Origin of the sequence: Cellulomonas algicola, from assembly GCF_003851725.1 — a bacterium.
Taxonomy (GTDB): domain Bacteria; phylum Actinomycetota; class Actinomycetes; order Actinomycetales; family Cellulomonadaceae; genus Cellulomonas; species Cellulomonas algicola.
Genome location: NZ_BHYL01000180.1, coordinates 1 through 19,355, shown reverse-complemented (window position 1 = coordinate 19,355; position 19,355 = coordinate 1). Strand labels below are relative to the sequence as shown.

The following is a 19,355-nucleotide window of genomic DNA, read 5'->3' as shown; positions in this document are numbered from 1 at the left end:
GTGCTCCACGTCGAGCTGACGTGGAGCACCGTCGACGGCGTCGCGACGCCCGACGTCGAGCCGAGCAGCCGGGTGACGGCTCGCGAGGCGCTCACCGTCGCTGCCTGGCTACCGGCGTCTCCGCGCGAGCAGGAGGCCGGCGACGACGAGGAGCAGCAGGACGGCAGCGCCGACCGGGCTGAGCACGTCGCCGAAGAGGGAGGGGAAGACGCGCACGGCCCTGCATCGGCGGAATCACCGCTCGGGATGAGCGCTGCGACGGGCGAGTCGGGGGAGCGCACCACTCGCCTGCCGAGGAGCGGCGACTGGCCGGCCCTCGACGCGTCGGTGGACGCCGGTGCAGGTCCGGGGGCGGGGGTGTGTGCTGCTGATGCCCGCGGCAGCGCGACACTCGACGGTCGGCCTGCGTTCAGCGCGGCCCTGCGCTCGCGTGCGGACCGTCGGGTCCTGGTGCCGGATCCACGAGCCGTCGCACCTTCAGCGGGTGGTGCTCACGGCCCGGCGCTCCCCTCCCGAACAGGTCCCCCAGTGCGGCCAACGAGTCGCCGTCGAGCAACGACGGGTTCTCGAGCATGAGTCGTACGGTCTCGCCGATCTGCTGCGGAGTGGGCGTCTCGAGCAGGTCTCCGAGCGCCACCTCGCCGTCGTCGTCCTCGATCGTCACGCTGCGCAGAAGCCGCATCTGCTCGTCGCTGAACGCCTTCGCCAGGAGGGCTGCGACGAACCGCTCCCGCGCCTCGGCACTGCTCATGCGGGCGCGGTAGTCCTGGAAGGCCACCTCCAGCGCGGTGGAGGACGCGGCCTGGGCCGGGTGATCGCCGACACCTACACCGACGACGTCACGTTCACGGAGCCTGAGGGGACCGTCACGGGCCGCGCCGCCCTCGACGAGCGGGCCGGGGCGCTGCTCGGAAGGGTCCCCGCCACCTTCGAGTTCGCCGAGGACAGCCCCCGATACGTCGGCACCAGCACGGGTGCGCTCGCCTGGAGGTTCGGACCGCCCGGCGCGCCGGTCGTCCGCGGGATCGACGTCATCACGGTCCGTGACGGACGGATCAGCGAGCTCCGCACGATGCTCACCGGCGAGGACTGACACCGCGAGCACCCGCGGCTGCTCGGTCACCTCGTCGTGACACCATCGCCGCATGGCGCCGATCCGCGTGCCGCGCGCTCTCGAGACCGATCGCCTCGTGCTGCGCCCGCGCAGCGTCGACGAGGCGGCGACGTACCGCCGGCTGTGGACGGAGAGGGACCTGCGGGTGCCGGCGCATCGGCGGATCGACGCCGACGGCCGGCCGACTGTGGCGGACGTCGCCGGGCAGCTCGCGGACGAGCCCGGGCTTCTCGCCGTGCGACGCAGGGACACGGCCGAGGTGATCGGGTACTGCGGCCTGATCGACCACGCGGACGCGCCGCCCGACGAGCCCGAGCTGGCCTTCGAGCTGCTGCGGTCGGCGCACGGCCGCGGCTACGCCACCGAGGCCGGCCAGGCGGTGGTCGGCTGGGCGCGCGAGTCGAGCTGCCCCCGGCTGTGGGCGACCGTGTGGGACTGGAACGTGGCGTCGCGCCGGGTGCTGGAGAAGCTCGGGTTCCACGAGACGGGCACGGTGGTGGCCCGGTCCGTCGACGGCCGGAGCCTGCTGACCGTCCGGGAGCTCTGAGCGAGCCGGTAGCTCCGGCCTCCTCGTGTCTCGGTCGTCAGGCGCGCCGTGGGAACAACGGGTGGCCGCCCGGAGTTGAGCCAAGCAGACTCAAGTTCGACGGTCCGAGGTTGCGTCGCCGAGATGCGCGACGCAGACTTGAGCCCGGCGGACTCAAGAGTGGCCCGCTCGCAGCACCGCGACCAGGGCCCCGCAGACCCGGACAGCAGAAGGAAGGCACCACACATGGCACGAGCAGTCGGCATCGACCTCGGCACGACGAACTCCGTCGTCTCGGTCCTCGAGGGTGGCGAGCCCACGGTCATCGCCAACGCGGAGGGGTCGCGCACGACGCCGTCCGTCGTCGCGTTCTCCAAGACGGGTGAGGTGCTGGTCGGCGAGATCGCCAAGCGCCAGGCCGTCACGAACGTCGACCGGACCATCACGTCCGTCAAGCGCCACATGGGCACGGACTGGTCCGTCGCGATCGACGACAAGAAGTACACGGCGCAGGAGATCTCCGCGCGCGTGCTCGGCAAGCTCAAGCGTGACGCCGAGGCGTACCTGGGTGAGCCCGTCACCGACGCGGTCATCACGGTCCCGGCGTACTTCAACGACGCCGAGCGTCAGGCGACGAAGGACGCGGGCGCGATCGCGGGCCTCAACGTGCTGCGCATCATCAACGAGCCCACCGCGGCGGCCCTGGCCTACGGCCTGGAGAAGGGCAAGGAGGACGAGCTCATCCTCGTCTTCGACCTCGGTGGCGGCACGTTCGACGTGTCCCTCCTCGAGGTGGGCAAGGACGACGACGGCTTCTCGACGATCGAGGTCCGCGCGACGTCCGGCGACAACCGCCTCGGCGGCGACGACTGGGACCAGCGCATCGTCGACCACCTCGTGTCCGAGGTGAAGAACACGACGGGCGTCGACCTGTCGAAGGACAAGATCGCGCTGCAGCGTCTGCGCGAGGCGGCGGAGCAGGCCAAGAAGGAGCTGTCGTCCGCGACGGCGACCAACATCTCGCTGCAGTACCTCTCCATGAGCGAGAACGGCCCGGTCCACCTGGACACCAAGCTCACGCGCGCGCAGTTCCAGCAGATGACGCAGGACCTGATCGACCGCACCAAGGCGCCGTTCCACTCGGTCATCCGTGACGCGGGCATCAAGCTCGACCAGATCGACCACGTCGTGCTCGTCGGCGGCTCGACCCGCATGCCCGCGGTGACCGAGGTCGTCAAGGAGCTCACGGGCGGGCAGGAGCCCAACAAGGGCGTCAACCCGGACGAGGTCGTCGCGGTCGGTGCCGCGCTGCAGGCAGGCGTCATGAAGGGCGACCGCAAGGACGTCCTGCTCATCGACGTCACGCCGCTGTCGCTCGGCATCGAGACCAAGGGCGGCGTCATGACGAAGCTCATCGAGCGCAACACGGCGATCCCCACCAAGCGGAGCGAGATCTTCAGCACCGCCGAGGACAACCAGCCGTCGGTCCTCATCCAGGTGTTCCAGGGCGAGCGCGAGTTCGCGCGGGACAACAAGCCGCTCGGCACGTTCGAGCTCACCGGCATCGCGCCGGCGCCGCGCGGCGTGCCGCAGATCGAGGTCACCTTCGACATCGACGCGAACGGCATCGTGCACGTGTCCGCCAAGGACCGCGGCACGGGCAAGGAGCAGTCGATGACGATCACCGGTGGGTCGGCCCTCCCGAAGGAGGACATCGACCGCATGGTGAAGGAGGCCGAGGAGCACGCGGCCGAGGACAAGAAGCGTCGCGAGGACGCCGAGGCCCGCAACTCCGCCGAGCAGCTCGTCTACTCGACCGAGAAGCTCCTCGTCGACAACGCCGACAAGCTGCCCGACGACGTCAAGACCGACGTCCAGGCCGCGGTCGGCGAGCTGAAGACGGCCCTCGAGGGCACCGACGTGGAGGCCGTCAAGGCCAAGACGCAGCACCTCGCGACCGTCAGCCAGCGCATCGGCGAGGCGATCTACTCGCAGCAGCAGTCGGCCCCGGCCGACGCGCCCGGCGCGACGGACAACCCGGGTGAGTCGACGACCTCCGACGAGGACGTCGTCGACGCCGAGATCGTCGACGACGAGGACGACAAGAAGTGACGAGCGAGAACGACCGTCCGGAGGCGGGGTCGGGCCAGCCCGACCCCGCCGAGGGGACGCCCCGGTTCACCGACAAGCGGCGCATCGACCCGGAGACGGGCGAGGTGCGCCAGCCGACGCCCGAGGAGCAGGTGCTCGCGGACGCGGAGTCCATCGCACAAGGTGCGGAGGAGGAGGTCGTCCTGGAGGGCCTGATCGAGTCCCAGAAGCTCGCGGCCGAGCGGCTCGAGGAGCTGCAGCGCGCGCAGGCGGCGCACTACAACCTCGAGCAGCAGTACTCCGCGTACGTGAAGCGGTCCAAGGCCGAGGTCCTGGCCGCCCACGACCGCGGCGTCGCGTCGCTCGCGGAGGCGCTCATCCCGGTGCTCGACGACATCGAGCTGGCCCGCCAGCACGGCGACCTCAGCGGCCCGTTCCTGTCGATCGCCGAGAAGCTGACCACCACGCTCCAGCGCTTCGGCGTCGAGCAGTACGGTCAGGCCGGCGAGGCCTTCGACCCCGCGGTGCACGAGGCGCTCATGCACTCGCACTCCGCGGAGGTCACGGAGCCCACCGTCCAGATGGTGCTCCAGCACGGCTACCGCACGGCCGACCGCATCCTGCGTGCCGCCCGCGTGGCGGTCGTGGACCCGGAGGGCTGACGATCATCACCACCAGGAGGGAGGCGCCGTGACCGGGCAGGACTGGCTCGAGAAGGACTTCTACGCGGTTCTCGGCGTCCCCAAGGACGCCGACGCCGCGACCATCAAGAAGGCGTACCGCAAGCTCGCGCGCAGCATGCACCCGGACCACAACCCGGGTGACGCGGTCGCGGAGGCGAAGTTCAAGGAGATCGGCGAGGCCTACGCGGTCCTGTCCGACACCGAGCAGCGCCAGCAGTACGACCAGCTGCGCGCCATGGCGGGCGGCGCCCGCTTCACGGCGGGCGGTCGCGGCGGCGGCAACGCCGGCTTCGAGGACCTGTTCGGCGGCATGTTCGGCGGGGCCAACGGTCCCGGCGGGCGCGTCCGCTACTCGACGTCCCCGGGTGCGGGCGGCGCCGGCGGGGCCGGGTTCGAGGACCTCCTGGGCGGGCTGTTCAACCAGGGCGGCTTCGGCGGCGCTCGCGGACCGCAGCAGGGGGCCGACCTGGCCGCCGAGGTGACGCTGCCGTTCCGGCAGGCCACCGAGGGGTCGACCGTCGGCCTGACCGTCGAGGGTCGCTCGTTCACCGCCCGCATCCCCGCCGGCGTGCGCGACGGCCAGAAGATCCGGCTGCCCCGCAAGGGGCGCCCCGGTGACGCGGGCGGCCCGCCCGGCGACCTCGTCGTCACCGTGCACGTCACGCCGCACCCCGTCTTCTCGTCGGACGGCCCGAACCTGCGGGTCACCGTGCCCGTCGCGTTCGACGAGGCCGCGCTCGGCGCGACCATCGAGGTGCCGACGCTCGACGGCGGGACCGTCAAGGTCCGCGTGCCCGAGGGCACGCCGTCGGGCCGCGTGCTGCGGGTCAAGGGCAAGGGCATCACCACGCCGAAGGGCGTGGGCGACCTGCTCGTCACCGTGCAGGTCGTCGTGCCGCAGCGGCTGTCCGCCGCGGCACGCGAGGCGGTGCAGGCGTTCGGCATCGCGACGTCCGGCGAGGACGTGCGCGCCGACCTGCTGGACGCCGCGAGGAAGTGAGCCGACGTGAGGTGCCGGTGCGACGACCGCCCGGCACCTCACGTCGACCCGGCAGGCGCCGGGACGGGTCGACGCGAGAGGTGGTGAGGTGACGTGGTGTCGGATGACGCGAAGGTCTACGTGATCTCGGTCGCCGCCGAGCTCGCGGGCATGCACCCGCAGACGCTCCGCCAGTACGACCGGCTCGGCCTGGTGTCGCCGGGGCGGACCAGCGGACGCGGACGGCGTTACTCGCTGCGCGACATCGCGACGCTCCGCGAGGTGCAGCGGCTCTCGCAGGACGAGGGCGTCAACCTCGCCGGCATCAAGCGCATCCTCGAGCTCGAGGCCGAGGTCGACGGGCTGCGCCGCCAGGTCGAGTACCTGCGCGCGTTCGTCGAGCCCGGCCGACGCGTCTTCACCGCCGACCCGCGCGGCGACGTCGTCGCCGTCCAGCGCACGGTCCGCGAGACCCGCCGCCGCCCCCGCGAGGACACGGGCGCCCTGGTGCTCTGGCGCCCCCGCTCCTGACCCGAGGGCCCGGATCGGTGAGGATGGCCGGGTGCTGACCGCGCTCGGGGTGGACGTCGGGACCACCAACACCAAGGTCGCGCTCGTCGACGTCACCGTGCCGCGGGTGCTCGCGGTCGCGTCCGCACCGACCCCGTCGCCGCGGGACGCGGCCACCGTCCTCGCCGGCCTCGTCGCGCGCGTGCTGCCCGCCGGACCCGCGCCGGTCGCGGTCGGGATCGCGTCGATGGCGGAGACGGGCGTCCCGCTCGGGCCCGACGGCACCCCGCGCGGCGACTGGCTGCGCTGGGACGGCCACCGCGCGGGTGCCGCGGCCCACGCGCTCGCGGCCCGGATCGGCCGCGCCGACCTCTTCGCCGCGACCGGAGTCCGCGCGAGCGCGAAGATCCCGCTCGCGACGTGGGAGTGGCTCCGCTCGCACGACCCCGACGCGCTCCACACCGCGGCCGGCACCGGCCGGTGGGCAGGGGCGGCCGACCTCGTCGGGCTGCTGCTCACCGGGCGGCTCGCGACGGACCACACGCTCGCCGGACGCACCGGCGCCTACCGGCTCGGGCGACCAGGTGACCTCCCGACCGCCTTCGACGCCGACCTGCTGGCCGAGGTCGGTCTGCGGCCGTCGCAGGTGCCGGAGGTGCTCGCCCCGGGAGAGCTGCTCGGACCGATCGTCGACGGCCCGTTCACCGACGCCGGGCTGGCGGCCGGGACGCCGGTGACGATCGCGGGCCACGACCACCCGGTCGGCACCTGGGCCGCGGGCGTGCGGCGCCCGGGAGAGGCCGCCGACTCGGTCGGCACCGCGGAGGCGGTCTGCACGATCCTCGCGTCCGACCCCGCTCCCGCCCCCGTCGCGGCGGCCGGGATGAGCCTGGTCCGCACGGTCACCGGCGAGCACCCTGCCCTGCTCGCGGGCTCGTCGAGCGCGGGGGCGGCTGTCGGCTGGTGGCTGCGGACGCGCGCGTCCGGTGTCGACGTCGACGCGCTCATGGCCGACGTCGCGGACCTCGGCGACGCCCCGCTCGACCTGCTCGTCCTGCCGTACGTCTCCGGCCGCCAGACCCCCGACCCGGACCCGACCGCCACACCGCGCGTCCTCGGTGCCGTCGACGGCCGGTCGACCGCGCAGGCGACGTTCGGTTTGCTCGCCGGCCTGGCGCTGCAGGCGCGGCGGATGCTCGACGAGCAGAGCCGTCTCGCCGGGACCGGAGCACCGAGCTCGGTCGCGGTGCTCGGCGGGCCGATGACCGCGAACCCGGCCTGGCTGCGGCTCAAGGCGCGCATGAGCCCCACGGCGCTGCGGCTGGTCGCCGAGGCCGAGCCCGTCGCGGCGGGAGCCGCGCTGCTCGCGGCCGACCGCGTCGGAGCCCTTGACGGGGCCGCCCCAGCGATCCCGTCGTCACCGGTGCCGCGGACCGGCCCTGGCGCCGACGTCGTCGACGCGCTCGCCCGCTTCGTCGCCGCCGCGCGAGAACCCGCTCGGTAGCGCGCCCGCGCCCGGTGGTCCCTGCTGGTGGTGAGCGGCGGTCGCCGCGACGCGACGCGTCAGGCGTCGACCAGCGCCGGTGCGTGCGGAACGCGGGAGGGGGCGTCGTCGGGTGGGGCGGACGGGAGGCGGACGGTGAACGTCGTGCCGCCGCCTGGGGTCGCGCTGACGGTGAGGGTGCCGCCGTGGGCGGTGACGACGGCGTGCGCGATGGACAGACCGAGGCCGGTCGAGCCGGCGGCGCGGTTGCGGGAGGCGTCGCCGCGGACGAAGCGCTCGAAGAGCCGGTCGCGCAGGTCGGCGGGGATGCCGGGGCCGTCGTCGACGACGTCGAGCACGCAGTCGGAGCCGCGACGGGCGACGCGCACGCTGACCGAGGTGCCCGCGGGCGTGTGCAGGCGCGCGTTCGACAGCAGGTTCGCGAGCACCTGGCGGAGGCGGTGGTCGTCGCCCACCACGACGGCGCCCGGGTCGTCGGCGCTCTCGTCGTCCGGCAGGCCGGACAGGTCGAGCGACCACGTGTGGTCGGGGCCGGCGGCGTGCGCGTCGGTGACGGCGTCGACGGCGAGCATCGCGAGGTCGACGGGCTCGGTCTCGAGCGGGCGGCCGGCGTCGAGGCGGGCGAGCAGCAGCATGTCCTCGACGAGCGCGGTCATCCGCTGCGACTCGGACTCGACGCGCGCCATGGCGACGAGGGCCTCGGGCGGCAGGTCGTCGGGCAGGCGGCGGACCAGCTCGGCGTAGCCGCGGATCGACGCGAGCGGCGTGCGCAGCTCGTGCGACGCGTCGGCGACGAACTGCCGGACCTGCGACTCGGACGCGTGCCGGGCGGCGAGCGCACCCTCGACGTGCCCGAGCAGCCGGTTGAGCGCGGCGCCGACGGACCCGACCTCGGTCGCGGTGTCGGTGTCGGCGGCGGGGACGCGGTCGGCGAGGACGACCTCGCCGCGGTCGAGGGGGAGCCGGGACACGCGCGCGGCGGTGGCGGCGACGCGCGTGAGGGGGCGCAGCTCGCGGCGGACGAGGACGAGCCCGGCCGCGGCCGCGGCGAGCACGGCGAGCAGCGCGACGACCCCGACCATGAGCATGTAGGTGGTGATGGTGCTGGTCACGGACGCGGTGGGCATGGCCGTCACGGCGACGTCACCACCGCGCGTGACGGACACGAGCGCGCGGTACTCGCCGATGCCGGCGAGGTCGACCTCACGGATCTGGCCGTCGTGCGGCAGGTCGAGGAGGGCCGCGACGGCCTCGGTCGGGACGACGCGCTGCTCACCGGACCGGAGCAGGTAGGCGGCGGTGACGTCGGCGGCGGTCTGGCCGGGCTCGACGGCGAAGGTCACGGTGCCGACCTCCTGGCCGGGCAGGCCGGCGGGTGGCGCCTCGGTCGGGACGCGGTGGAGGACGACGTCGCCGCCGCCGGACGCAGCGCCGGCGCCGACGGGTCCGTCGTCGGACCACATCATGAAGCGGTTGTGCGCACCCTGGAGGTCGTCGTCGAGCTGGGCGACGAGCGACCCGCGCAGCGCGAGCGTGGTCAGCCCTCCGATGGCGACCGCGACGACGGCGACGAGCGCGACGACGAGCGCGACGAGCCGCCGCCGCAGCGTCCAGCGAGGACGGGGGAGGGACCGGGTCGCCCGTCGCGGGAGCGTCGTGAGCCGCGACCGGAGAGTCGCCGCGGCCCCTGTCAGCGACGTGCTCCCGCGACGGGTGCCGGTCACGCCGGCTTCAGGACGTACCCGACGCCGCGCAGCGTGTGCAGCATCGGGGTGCGGCCCTTGTCGATCTTGCGGCGCAGGTAGGAGACGTAGAGCTCGACGATGTTGGCCTGCCCGCCGAAGTCGTACTGCCAGACGCGATCGAGGATCTGCGCCTTGGACAGGACGCGCTTGGGGTTGCGCATGAAGTACCGCAGCAGCTCGAACTCGGTCGCGGTGAGGCGGATGTCGTCGCCGCCGCGCGTGACCTCGTGCGAGTCCTCGTCGAGGGTCAGGTCGCCGACCCGCAGCACGGCCTCCTCGCGCGCGGACACGGCACCGGCGCGGCGCAGCAGCGAGCGGAGGCGGGCGACGACCTCTTCGAGGCTGAACGGCTTCGTGACGTAGTCGTCGCCGCCCGCGGTGAGGCCGGTGATGCGGTCCTCGACGGCGTCCTTGGCGGTGAGGAACAGGACCGGCACGTTCGGGTGGGTGGCGCGGATGCGGCGCAGGACGTCGAGGCCCGTGAGGTCGGGGAGCATGACGTCGAGCACGATGACGTCGGGCGACGACGCCTTGGCCTGGCGGATGGCGGCGTGCCCGGTGAGCGCGTGCTCGACGGTCCAGCCCTCGTAGCGCAGGGCGGTGGACAGGAGCTCGGCGAGGGTGGGCTCGTCGTCGACGACGAGCGCCCGGACGGGGGTGCCGTCGGCGCGGGTGAGGGTGTCGGGCCGGCGCAGGGTCGAGGTCGTCATGACCTGATCGTCGGTGCGCGACCTTGGCCGCCCCTGAACCGTTCCTGTGAATCTGCTGAGCGCGGCCGATGCCCGCAGAGGCGCTGGTCAGTGCAGCGGGTGCGGCCTGCCGGTGCCGGCGAGCGCGGCGGTGAGGATCGCCTCGATCGCGAACGCGGTGGACTCGGACAGGTCGACGGCGTCGTCGAGCAGCCACTGCACCTGGAGACCGTCCATGACGCCGATGATCGCGCTCGCGGCGCGCTCGGCGGTCTCGCGGTCGACGCCGGGACCGCCGACCTCGCCGATCGCGTCGGCGATCTCGCCGCGCAGGATGCTGAAGCGGTTGGTCACCCAGCCGCGCGCGGGGTGGTTCTCGGTGACGGACTCGCCGGTGAGGACGGTGTAGCCCTGGACGATGCCGCGGCGCTCGGCGTTCATGCGGGCGGTCCGCACGAGGTGCCGGAACAGCTCGATGCCGCCGGGGATGTGCTGGCCCTCGAGGTCGCGGACGTCCTCCTTGTCGCGGTACTCGAGGACCTCGACGAGCAGCTGCTCCTTGGACCCGAAGTGGTGCAGGACGCCGGCGTGCGTGATCCCGACCTGCTCGGCGACCTCGGCGAGGGACCCGGTCTTGTAGCCCTTCGAGCCGAAGGTGTGCGCGGCGGCGCGCAGGATCTCCGCGCGGCGCTCGGCGGTGGCCTGCCGGGGTCGGCGGGTGCGCTTGGCGGGCGCGGGGGAGCCCGTCCCGGGGGTGACGGCGTCGTCCATGGCCGAAACCATACTGTGACCTACCAACTTACTAACAAGTCAGTAAGTTGTGCTTGACTGCGCACGACGGCAACGACGACGTCCGGACGGAGAGCACATCCCGTGTCGACCGACACCACCGCGGCCACCCGGCCCGACGCCCACCTCGACGGGCTGCTCCGGCAGCTCACGACCGAGGAGAAGGTGCGTCTGGTCGTCGGGGCGGGCCTGTGGTCCACGACCGCGATCGACCGCATCGGCCTGCGCGCCATGCACGTCTCCGACGGCCCTGCCGGCGTCCGTGGCGTGAGCGACGACCCCACCGAGACGGCCGCGTCGTTCCCCGCACCGAGCGCGCTCGCCGCGACGTGGGACGTCGACCTCGCCGGCGAGGTGGGCGCGCTGTTCGCCGCCGAGGCCCGCCGGCACGGCGTCGACCTCGTCCTCGCCCCGCAGGTCAACCTCCAGCGCACGCCCGTCGGCGGCCGGCACTTCGAGTGCTACTCCGAGGACCCGCAGCTCACCGGCGAGATCGCCGTGCACGTCGTGCGCAGCGCGCAGGACCGCGGCGTCGGCATGTGCGTCAAGCACTTCGTCGCCAACGACTCCGAGACCGAGCGCACCACCTACCTGTCCCGCGTCGACGAGCGCACGCTCCGCGAGGTCTACCTCGCCCCCTTCGAGCGGCTCGTCCGCGAGGCGCGCGCGTGGTCCGTCATGGGTGCGTACTCGGGCGTCGACGACGGCACCACCGCCGCGCCCGTCCTCGAGCACCGGCCGCTGCTCACCGGCGTCCTCAAGGACGAGTGGGGCTTCGACGGCGTCGTCGTGTCCGACTGGGTTGCGACGAACACGGTCGAGAAGGCCGCGTACGGCGGCCTCGACCTGCAGATGCCCGGCCCCGACGGGCCCTGGGGCGACGGGCTGCTCGAGGCAGTCCGCGCGCGCCGCGTCAGCGAGGCGGTGCTCGACGACAAGGTGCTCCGCATCCTGCGGCTCGCGCAGCGGGTGGGTGCGCTCGACGGCGTCGAGGCGTCCGGCGAGCACCGCGACGAGGTCGCCGACGTCGACGTGCGCGGCACCCTGCGCCGGCTCGTCGGCCGCTCGATGGTCGTGCTGCGCGACGACGAGCGCGCCCTCCCGCTGGCCGCCGACGACGTCCGCCGCATCGCGCTGCTCGGCCCCAACGCGGTGAGCCCGTTCGTCCAGGGCGGCGGCTCCGCGTACGTCCGGCCCGAGCGCTCGTCGACCCCGGCCGAGGCCCTGACGGGCGCGTTCGACGGCGCCACGGTCGACGTCCACCCCGGTGCCGTGTCCCGCCTGCTGCCCCCGCAGCTCGACCTCGCCGGACGCTGCACCACGCCCGACGGCGACGCCGGGGTGCTCGTCGAGCTGCTCGACGCCGACGGCACCGTGCTCGACGCGCATACGACCACCACGTGGGGCGGCTGGCTGCGCGACGTCCGGGACGACGCCGTCACCGTCCGCCTGCGCACGACGGTCCGGCTCGACGAGCCCGGCCGGCACGAGGTCGGCGTCGGCACCGTCGGGCGGCACCTGATCGCGATCGGGGGCCAGGTCGTCTCGACCGGCGACCAGGTCGTCGGCGCCGAGGTGATCCTCGACTCGTCCGTCAACCAGCCCGTCCCCGCGACGCTCGTGCTCGACGTGACCGAGCCGACGACCGTCGACGTGGACGCGCACGTGCAGGCCGTGCACCCCGTCGGGTACGCGTCGTTCGCGCGCGCCGAGCTCGTGCACCGCGTCCCCGGCACGTCGCCCGACGAGCTGCTGGCCGTCGCCGTCGCGGCCGCCGAGCAGGCCGACCTCGCGGTCGTCGTCGTCGGCACCAACGAGGAGATCGAGTCCGAGGGCTACGACCGCACGAGCCTCGCGCTTCCCGGGACCCAGGACCAGCTCGTCAAGGCCGTGCTCGCCGCGAACCCCCGCACGGTCGTCGTCGTCAACGCCGGTGCGCCCGTGCTGCTGCCGTGGCTCGACGAGGTGCCGTGCGTCGTGTGGGCGTGGCTCGGCGGGCAGGAGTGGCCCGAGGCGCTCGCGGACGTGCTGACCGGAGTGACCGAGCCGTCGGGCCGGCTGCCGTGGACGCTCCCAGCGCACGAGGACGACGTGCCCGTGCCCGACGCGGTGCCCGTCGACGGCGTCGTCGAGTACCACGAGGGCGTGCACGTCGGGTACCGGTCGTGGCTGCGGCTGGGCCGCACGCCCGCCGCGCCGTTCGGGCACGGGCTCGGGTGGACGACGTGGGAGCACGAGTCGGCCGAGGTCGTCCCCGCCGGCACGGACGCCACCTCGGCGGACCACGGGATCGACCTCGACGTCATCGTCGTCAACACCGGACCCCGCGCCGGGCGCGAGGTCGTCCAGGTCTACGTCGAGCCCCCCGCCGACCCCGCGCAGGCGCCCGGCGCCGACCGCCCGGTCCGCTGGCTCGGCGGCTTCACCGTCGTGCACGCCGCCCCCGGCGAGCGCACGACCGCCCGGGTGCACGTGCCCGCCGACACGCTGCGCACCTGGGACACCGCAGGCCACGGCTGGGTCACCCCCGCCGGGACGTACACGCTCCGCGTCGGTCGCTCCTCGGGCGACCTGCGCCTCACGGTCGACGTCGAGATCCCGTCGACCGCCCCCTGATCCCACAGCGCAGCACCGCAGGACCCCACAACCAGCAGTCAGTGCAAGGAGGCACTCGTGAGAACGCGCAAGCTCGCAACGATGGTGGCCGGTGTCGCGACCGTCGCGCTGCTCGCCACCGCCTGCTCGGGTGGCGGCGGCACGTCGGACGACGGCACCGGCGGTGACGGTGCCGTCCTGACGGTCGGCATGCCGAACGGCCCGCAGAACGAGAACCAGAGCCCGCTGATCCCGACGGGCTCGGCGGCGAAGTCGCTCGGCTACGCGTGGGTGATCTACGAGTCGCTCATGCAGGTCAACGACGTGAACCCGCTCGAGGACCCGGAGCCGTGGCTCGCGGAGTCGGTCGAGTGGAACGACGACTACACGGCCGCGACGATCACCCCGCGCGACGGCGTGAAGTGGTCCGACGGCGAGGACTTCACGGCGGACGACGTCGCGTTCACGCTGCAGCTGCTCATCGACTACCCGGCGATCAACAACAACTTCCCCGACCAGATCGACAAGGTCGAGAACGCCGACGGCAAGGTGACGATCACGTTCACCGAGTCGCAGTACGTGAACCAGGTCAAGCTGCTCCAGCAGGTCATCGTCCCGGAGCACCTCTGGAAGGACGAGGACCCGACGACGTTCACGGACACCGAGCCGGTCGGCACGGGCCCGTACCTGCTCGACACCTGGACGCCGCAGGCCGCGACGCTGGTCCCGAACCCCGACTACTGGGGCGGCGAGCCGAAGGTCGCGAAGCTGCAGTACTCGTCGTACAACGACAACAACGCGCTGACGACGGCCCTCACGACGGGCGAGGCGCAGTGGGGCTGGACGTTCATCGCGGACTACGAGGACGTCTTCATCGCGAAGGACCCCGACCACCACCACCAGGTCGCGGGCGGTGGCTTCGGCTCCGACATCCTCTACCTCAACAACGAGACGAAGCCGTTCGACGACGTCGCGTTCCGCAAGGCGCTCAACCTCGTCGTCGACCGTGCGCAGATCTCCGAGCTCGCCGGCTCGGGCGTGTGGCCCGTCATCTACTCGGTGACCGGCATGCCGATGCCGTCGGGCGAGCAGTACCTCGCGCCCGAGTTCAAGGGCGACGAGCTGAAGGTCGACGTCGACGAGGCGAAGCAGATCCTCACGGACGCCGGCTACACGTGGAACGGGTCCGACAAGCTCGTCGACCCGGACGGCGAGGTCGTGACGTTCGAGCTCGTGAACCCCGCGGGCTGGAACGACTACCTGACCGCGCTCGACCTCATCAAGACGGGTGCCGCGCAGCTCGGCGTCGACGCCACGGTCAACGCCGCGAACCAGGACGCCTGGTTCGACGACATCATCCCGTTCGGCAACTTCCAGGCGACGCTGCACTGGACCGACGGCGGCGCGACCCCGTGGAACATGTACGCCAACCTCATGGACGGCAACTCGTACGTGCCGCTCGGCGAGACGGCGACGTGGAACTTCGGCCGGTACAAGAACGACGCCGTCACGCAGGCCCTGGCCGACTTCAAGGGCGCGTCCGACGACGCCGCGCGGCAGACCGCGATCGAGACGATCCAGAAGGCGTACGTCGAGGACGTGCCCGGCCTGGTCATCTGGTCGCGCCCGGCCGTCGCGCAGTACTCGACGAAGAACTACACGGGCTTCCCGACGGCCGACGACCTGTACGCGAACCCGCAGCCGACGGGTCCGCAGGCGGCGCGGATCGTCATGAAGCTCGAGCCGACGCAGGACTGACCGACCCGGTCCCCGGGTGCGCGCGGCCGACTCCCCGTCGCGCACCCGGGGCCACCCCTCGTCGACCCTCCACCAGCCGACAGGTGAGCTCCATGACCCTCCCCGCCACGCCGGACACCCGCCCGGCGGATCCCGGCGCCCCCGACACCCCCGTCCTGCAGGCCGTCGACCTGCGCAAGCACTTCGTCACCGGCTCCTTCCGGCGTCGTGCGCTCGTGCACGCGGTCGACGACGTGAACCTCGCGCTGCACCGCGGCCGCGTCGTCGCGCTCGTCGGCGAGTCGGGCTCGGGCAAGTCGACGATCGCGCGCCTGCTGTCCCAGCTCACGCCCGCGACGAGCGGGCAGATCCTGCTGCACGGCCAGGACGCGACCGCGCGCAGCCGCCGGGCGTTCCGCCGCTACGTGCGCCGCGTCCAGATGATCTTCCAGGACCCGTTCGGGTCGCTGAACCCCGTGCACACCGTGCGCTACACGCTGACCCGCAGCGTCCGGATCCACCAGGGCAGGCTGCGCGGCGCGGACCTCGAGGACGCGCTCACGACCCTCCTGGAGCGCGTGCAGCTCACGCCCGTCGAGCGGTACGTCGACAAGTTCCCGCACGAGCTGTCGGGCGGGCAGCGGCAGCGCGTCGCGATCGCCCGCGCGCTCGCCGCGGACCCCGAGGTGCTGCTGGCCGACGAGCCGATCTCGATGCTCGACGTGTCGATCCGCCTCGGCATCCTCAACCTGCTGCGCGACCTGCGCGACCGCCTGCAGATCGCGATCCTCTACATCACGCACGACATCGCGTCGGCCCGGTACTTCGCCGACCGGACGATGGTCATGTACGCCGGGCGCATCGTCGAGACCGGCGACTCCGAGTCGGTGACGCAGGACCCGAAGCACCCGTACACGCAGCTCCTCGTGCGGTCCGCACCCGACCCCGACGACCTCGACGCGCGCGCCCGGGGTGCCCGCGGGGAGGCGCCGTCGCTCGTGCGCCCGCCGACCGGGTGCCGGTTCAACCCGCGCTGCCCGTTCGCCGTCGACCTGTGCCGCACCGAGGTGCCGCCGCTGCTCGCTGTCGGCGAGGGCCGCGAGGCCGCGTGCTGGGGCTACTCCGACCGGCCCGACCGCCCGCGCCTCGGCGACGTGCTCGACGCATACGGGGAGCGGCCGCCGATCGACGTCGACCTGCTGCACGTCGGCGAGGACGAGGCGCAGGCCGAGACCGTCGCCGTCGAGAACCTTCCCGTCGAGACCCTGAAGTCGAAGGAGGGCGACCGGTGAGGTTCTTCGTCCGCCGCGGCATCTTCTACGTCGTCACCGCCTGGGCCGCGGTGACCATCAACTTCATCATCCCGAGGCTCATGCCCGGCGACCCCGTCAAGGCGATCATGGCGAAGAGCCAGGGCCGTCTGGACTCGTCCGCCGAGGCCGCGATCCGCACGCTCTTCGGCCTCGACGAGCAGAGGTCGGTCTGGCAGCAGTACCTCGACTACTGGAACCTGCTGCTGCACGGGAACCTCGGCGTCTCGTTCACCTACTACCCGACGCCCGTCGCGGAGATGATCCAGCAGACGCTGCCGTGGACGGTCGGCCTGGTCGGCGTCGCGACGATCATCGCGTTCGTCGTCGGGACCCTGCTCGGCACGGGCATCGGGTGGCGGCGCGGCACGTGGGCCGACTCGCTGCTGCCGATCTCGACGTTCTTCTCCGCGGTCCCGTACTTCTGGCTCGGGCTCGTCGTCATCGCGATCTTCTCGGTGAACCTCGGCTGGTTCCCGTCGTCGGGCGCCTACGACCGGTCGATGGTGCCCGCGTTCACCCCCGAGTTCATCGGGTCCGTCCTCTACTACGGGACGCTGCCCGCGCTCACGATCGTCGTGTCGTCGATCGCCGGCTGGATCCTCGGGATGCGCAACATGATGGTGACGGTCTCGTCGGAGGACTACGTGACGGTCGCGCAGGCGAAGGGCCTGTCGGAGCGGGCCGTGATCTTCGGCTACGCCGCCCGCAACGCGGTGCTCCCGCAGATCTCGTCGTTCGCCCTGTCCCTCGGCTTCATCGTCGGCGGGACGCTCATCATGGAGATGGTCTTCTCCTACCCGGGCATCGGCTTCCTGCTCTACAACGCGACGACCAACCACGACTACACGCTCATGCAGGGCTGCTTCCTCGTGATCACCCTGTCCGTGCTGGTCGCGAACATCGTCGCGGACTTCGTCTACGCCGCGCTCGACCCGCGCACCCGGCAGGAGGGCTGACATGGCCGTCGAGACATCCGTCCTCACCGACACCGAGGACGTCGCGACCGACGCGACCGCACCCGTCGCCGGCAAGCGCAAGCTGCTGTTCCTGCGCAACGGCAAGGCCCTCACCGGCCTGGCGATCCTCGGGTTCTTCGCGGTGCTCGCCGTCATCGGCGACTGGATCGCGCCCTACGACCCCAGCGCCGTGAGCCCCGACATCCTGCAGCCGCCGTCGGGTGCGCACTGGTTCGGCACGACGCACCTGGGCCAGGACATCCTGTCGCAGGTGCTCGTCGGCACCCGGGGCGTGCTGGTGGTCGGGCTCGTCGCGGGCGTGCTGGCGACCGTGATCGGCGTCCTCATCGGCGTCACCGCGGGGTTCGTCGGGGGAGCGGGCGACGAGACCCTGTCCGCGCTGTCGAACATCTTCCTGGTGATCCCGCAGCTCCCGCTCATCATCCTCATCGCGGGCCAGCTCCCGTCGGCGGGCGGGCTCACGGTCGCCGCCGTCATCGCGGTCACCGGCTGGGCGTGGGGCGCGCGCGTCCTGCGCGCCCAGACGCTGTCCCTGCGCAAGCGCGACTTCGTCGAGGCCGCACGCGCCAACGGCGAGCGGACCTGGCGCATCGTGCTCGCGGAGATCCTGCCGAACCTCACCGCGATCATCGCCGCCGGGTTCGTCGGCACCGTGACGTTCGCGGTCCTGTCGCAGATCACGCTCGCGTTCATCGGCGTCACGTCGGTGTCCGAGTGGAACTGGGGGACCATCCTGTTCTGGGCGCAGGGCAACCTCGCGCTCCAGCGCGGCGCGTGGTGGTGGTTCGTCCCCGCGGGCCTGTGCATCGCCCTGCTCGGCATGGCCCTCACGCTCATCAACTTCGGCATCGACGAGTTCGTCAACCCGCGTCTGCGCTCGACGGGCCTGCACGCCCGCACGCTGCGCAAGCGCGGCATCCGCCCGCGCATCGGCTTCACGCCGGTCGTGCACGAGGCCAAGGAGGACCGGTCGTGAGCGCCGTCCCCGTCGCCCCGGGTCGGCGCACCGCCGACCCGGTGCTCGAGATCCGCAACCTGTCCGTCGACTACGGCTACGACGAGATCCCGGTGCACGTGCTGCGCCAGGCGTCGCTCACCCTGAACCGGGGCGAGGTCCTCGGCCTGGCCGGGGAGTCCGGCTGCGGCAAGTCGACCCTCGCGTACGCCGCGACCCGCCTGCTGCCCCCGCCGGGCCTCATCACCGGTGGCCAGGTGCTGTTCCACGGCCGCGACGGCGGCTCCGCCGACATCCTCGCGATGTCCGACGCGGAGCTCCGTGCGTCCCGCTGGCAGGACCTGGCGATCGTCTTCCAGGGCGCGATGAACTCGCTCAACCCCGTGTTCCGGGTCGGGCGGCAGATCGCCGACGCGATCCGCGCGCACCGGCCGTCGGTGTCGCAGAAGGAGGCGCTCGAGCGCGCCGCCGACCTGCTCGACATGGTCGGCATCTCGCCCGACCGGCTCCGCGCCTACCCGCACCAGCTGTCCGGCGGCATGCGGCAGCGCGTGATGATCGCGATGGCGCTCGCCCTGGACCCGCAGGTCCTCATCATGGACGAGCCCACCACGGCCCTCGACGTCGTCATGCAGCGGCAGATCGTCGAGCAGATCGCCGAGCTCCGCGACCGCCTCGGGTTCTCGGTCATCTTCATCACGCACGACGTCTCGCTCCTGATCGAGATCGCCGACCGCATCGCGATCATGTACGCCGGCGAGATCGTCGAGGACGCCACCGCGCAGGACGTCTACCGCCGCCCCCGCCACCCCTACTCGAACGGGCTGCTGCACTCCTTCCCGCCCCTGCGCGGTCCTCGTCGCGAGCTCGGCGGCATCCCCGGCTCCCCGCCGGACCTCGCCCGGCTGCCCTCCGGGTGCCCGTTCCGCGCCCGCTGCGCGTTCGTCTTCGACGCGTGCGCGCACGTCCAGCCCGAGCTCGTCGCCCCCGACGTCCCCGGCGACGACCCCCGCCGGACCGTCGCCTGCCTGCGCCACGACCCGGCCCGCGTCGAGGCCGCGGGCTTCACCCCCGTCCCCGTCCCCCCGGAGCTCGCCCTGCGCTGAGCCCCGCCCGCCCGAACCCGCCCGCCCGACGCCGTCGGGCCC

General features: G+C 72.9%; 17 protein-coding genes. 13 read left to right on the top strand and 4 right to left on the bottom strand.

Features of this window, described 5'->3' with window-relative positions; genetic code table 11:
- Positions 1-409: 409 nt before the first annotated feature.
- Complete coding sequence (locus tag CTKZ_RS22030; protein WP_200829727.1) at positions 410-751, bottom strand: hypothetical protein; 342 nt, start codon at positions 749-751, stop codon at positions 410-412.
- Positions 752-811: 60 nt separating this feature from the next.
- Between CTKZ_RS22030 and CTKZ_RS12105 the strand changes: the two genes are divergently transcribed.
- The 7 genes from CTKZ_RS12105 to CTKZ_RS12075 all read left to right on the top strand — a co-directional run bounded on the left by CTKZ_RS12105 (position 812) and on the right by CTKZ_RS12075 (position 7,407).
- Complete coding sequence (locus CTKZ_RS12105; RefSeq protein ID WP_235843463.1) at positions 812-1,093, top strand: nuclear transport factor 2 family protein; 282 nt, start codon at positions 812-814, stop codon at positions 1,091-1,093.
- A gap of 52 nt (positions 1,094-1,145) precedes the next feature.
- Positions 1,146-1,661 (top strand): GNAT family N-acetyltransferase, encoded by a 516-nt coding sequence (locus CTKZ_RS12100; RefSeq protein WP_124343181.1) that lies wholly within the window; start codon positions 1,146-1,148, stop codon positions 1,659-1,661.
- A gap of 225 nt (positions 1,662-1,886) precedes the next feature.
- Positions 1,887-3,752, top strand: coding sequence for a molecular chaperone DnaK (dnaK, locus tag CTKZ_RS12095; protein WP_124343180.1), 1,866 nt, complete (start codon positions 1,887-1,889; stop codon positions 3,750-3,752).
- A complete protein-coding gene (grpE, locus tag CTKZ_RS12090) occupies positions 3,749-4,393 on the top strand; it encodes a nucleotide exchange factor GrpE (protein ID WP_124343179.1) in 645 nt (214 codons plus the stop codon). Before dnaK ends, grpE begins: the two co-directional genes overlap by 4 nt.
- A 28-nt stretch (positions 4,394-4,421) precedes the next feature.
- Positions 4,422-5,414: a DnaJ C-terminal domain-containing protein gene (locus tag CTKZ_RS12085; protein WP_124343178.1), complete on the top strand. Its 993-nt coding sequence runs from the start codon at positions 4,422-4,424 to the stop codon at positions 5,412-5,414.
- 96 nt (positions 5,415-5,510) lie between these two features.
- Positions 5,511-5,924 carry a heat shock protein transcriptional repressor HspR gene (locus CTKZ_RS12080; RefSeq protein WP_200829726.1) on the top strand — a complete coding sequence of 138 codons (414 nt, stop codon included), beginning with the start codon at positions 5,511-5,513 and terminating at the stop codon, positions 5,922-5,924.
- 31 nt (positions 5,925-5,955) lie between these two features.
- Positions 5,956-7,407 (top strand): FGGY-family carbohydrate kinase, encoded by a 1,452-nt coding sequence (locus tag CTKZ_RS12075; RefSeq protein WP_124343176.1) that lies wholly within the window; start codon positions 5,956-5,958, stop codon positions 7,405-7,407.
- Positions 7,408-7,466: 59 nt separating this feature from the next.
- Here the strand turns inward: CTKZ_RS12075 and CTKZ_RS12070 are convergent, their stop codons facing one another.
- The 3 genes from CTKZ_RS12070 to CTKZ_RS12060 form a co-directional block, all read right to left on the bottom strand.
- Complete coding sequence (locus CTKZ_RS12070) at positions 7,467-9,131, bottom strand: sensor histidine kinase (RefSeq protein ID WP_307720302.1); 1,665 nt, start codon at positions 9,129-9,131, stop codon at positions 7,467-7,469.
- Positions 9,128-9,862 (bottom strand): response regulator transcription factor, encoded by a 735-nt coding sequence (locus tag CTKZ_RS12065; RefSeq protein WP_124343175.1) that lies wholly within the window; start codon positions 9,860-9,862, stop codon positions 9,128-9,130. The genes CTKZ_RS12070 and CTKZ_RS12065 overlap by 4 nt, the downstream gene beginning before the upstream one ends.
- Positions 9,863-9,949: 87 nt before the next feature.
- Entirely contained in the window at positions 9,950-10,624 is a 675-nt protein-coding gene (locus CTKZ_RS12060; RefSeq protein WP_124343174.1) for a TetR/AcrR family transcriptional regulator, read from the bottom strand.
- 90 nt (positions 10,625-10,714) lie between these two features.
- Between CTKZ_RS12060 and CTKZ_RS12055 the strand changes: the two genes are divergently transcribed.
- The 6 genes from CTKZ_RS12055 to CTKZ_RS12030 all read left to right on the top strand — a co-directional run bounded on the left by CTKZ_RS12055 (position 10,715) and on the right by CTKZ_RS12030 (position 19,313).
- A complete protein-coding gene (locus tag CTKZ_RS12055; protein WP_124343173.1) occupies positions 10,715-13,246 on the top strand; it encodes a beta-d-glucosidase in 2,532 nt (843 codons plus the stop codon).
- Positions 13,247-13,303: 57 nt separating this feature from the next.
- The gene (locus CTKZ_RS12050; RefSeq protein WP_124343172.1) at positions 13,304-14,983 is read left to right on the top strand and encodes an ABC transporter substrate-binding protein; all 1,680 of its coding nucleotides are present in this window, start codon (positions 13,304-13,306) and stop codon (positions 14,981-14,983) included.
- A 92-nt stretch (positions 14,984-15,075) separates the two neighbouring features.
- Positions 15,076-16,254 carry an ABC transporter ATP-binding protein gene (locus tag CTKZ_RS12045; RefSeq protein WP_124343171.1) on the top strand — a complete coding sequence of 393 codons (1,179 nt, stop codon included), beginning with the start codon at positions 15,076-15,078 and terminating at the stop codon, positions 16,252-16,254.
- On the top strand, positions 16,251-17,231 hold the full coding sequence (locus CTKZ_RS12040) for an ABC transporter permease (protein ID WP_124343170.1): 981 nt from the start codon (positions 16,251-16,253) through the stop codon (positions 17,229-17,231). The genes CTKZ_RS12045 and CTKZ_RS12040 overlap by 4 nt, the downstream gene beginning before the upstream one ends.
- Before the next feature lies 1 nt (position 17,232).
- Positions 17,233-18,228 (top strand): ABC transporter permease, encoded by a 996-nt coding sequence (locus CTKZ_RS12035; RefSeq protein WP_124343169.1) that lies wholly within the window; start codon positions 17,233-17,235, stop codon positions 18,226-18,228.
- Positions 18,225-19,313 (top strand): ABC transporter ATP-binding protein, encoded by a 1,089-nt coding sequence (locus tag CTKZ_RS12030; protein WP_124343168.1) that lies wholly within the window; start codon positions 18,225-18,227, stop codon positions 19,311-19,313. The genes CTKZ_RS12035 and CTKZ_RS12030 overlap by 4 nt, the downstream gene beginning before the upstream one ends.
- Positions 19,314-19,355 lie beyond the last annotated feature (42 nt).

Excerpts from the sequence above, each read along its gene's own strand:
- CTKZ_RS22030 (WP_200829727.1), bottom strand. The coding sequence starts at position 751 with ATGAGCAGTGCCGAGGCGCGGGAGCGGTTCGTCGCAGCCCTCCTGGCG.
- CTKZ_RS12100 (WP_124343181.1), top strand. The coding sequence starts at position 1,146 with ATGGCGCCGATCCGCGTGCCGCGCGCTCTCGAGACCGATCGCCTCGTG.
- dnaK (WP_124343180.1), top strand. The coding sequence starts at position 1,887 with ATGGCACGAGCAGTCGGCATCGACCTCGGCACGACGAACTCCGTCGTC.
- CTKZ_RS12065 (WP_124343175.1), bottom strand. The coding sequence starts at position 9,862 with ATGACGACCTCGACCCTGCGCCGGCCCGACACCCTCACCCGCGCCGAC.
- CTKZ_RS12060 (WP_124343174.1), bottom strand. The coding sequence starts at position 10,624 with ATGGTTTCGGCCATGGACGACGCCGTCACCCCCGGGACGGGCTCCCCC.
- CTKZ_RS12045 (WP_124343171.1), top strand. The coding sequence starts at position 15,076 with ATGACCCTCCCCGCCACGCCGGACACCCGCCCGGCGGATCCCGGCGCC.
- CTKZ_RS12035 (WP_124343169.1), top strand. The coding sequence starts at position 17,233 with ATGGCCGTCGAGACATCCGTCCTCACCGACACCGAGGACGTCGCGACC.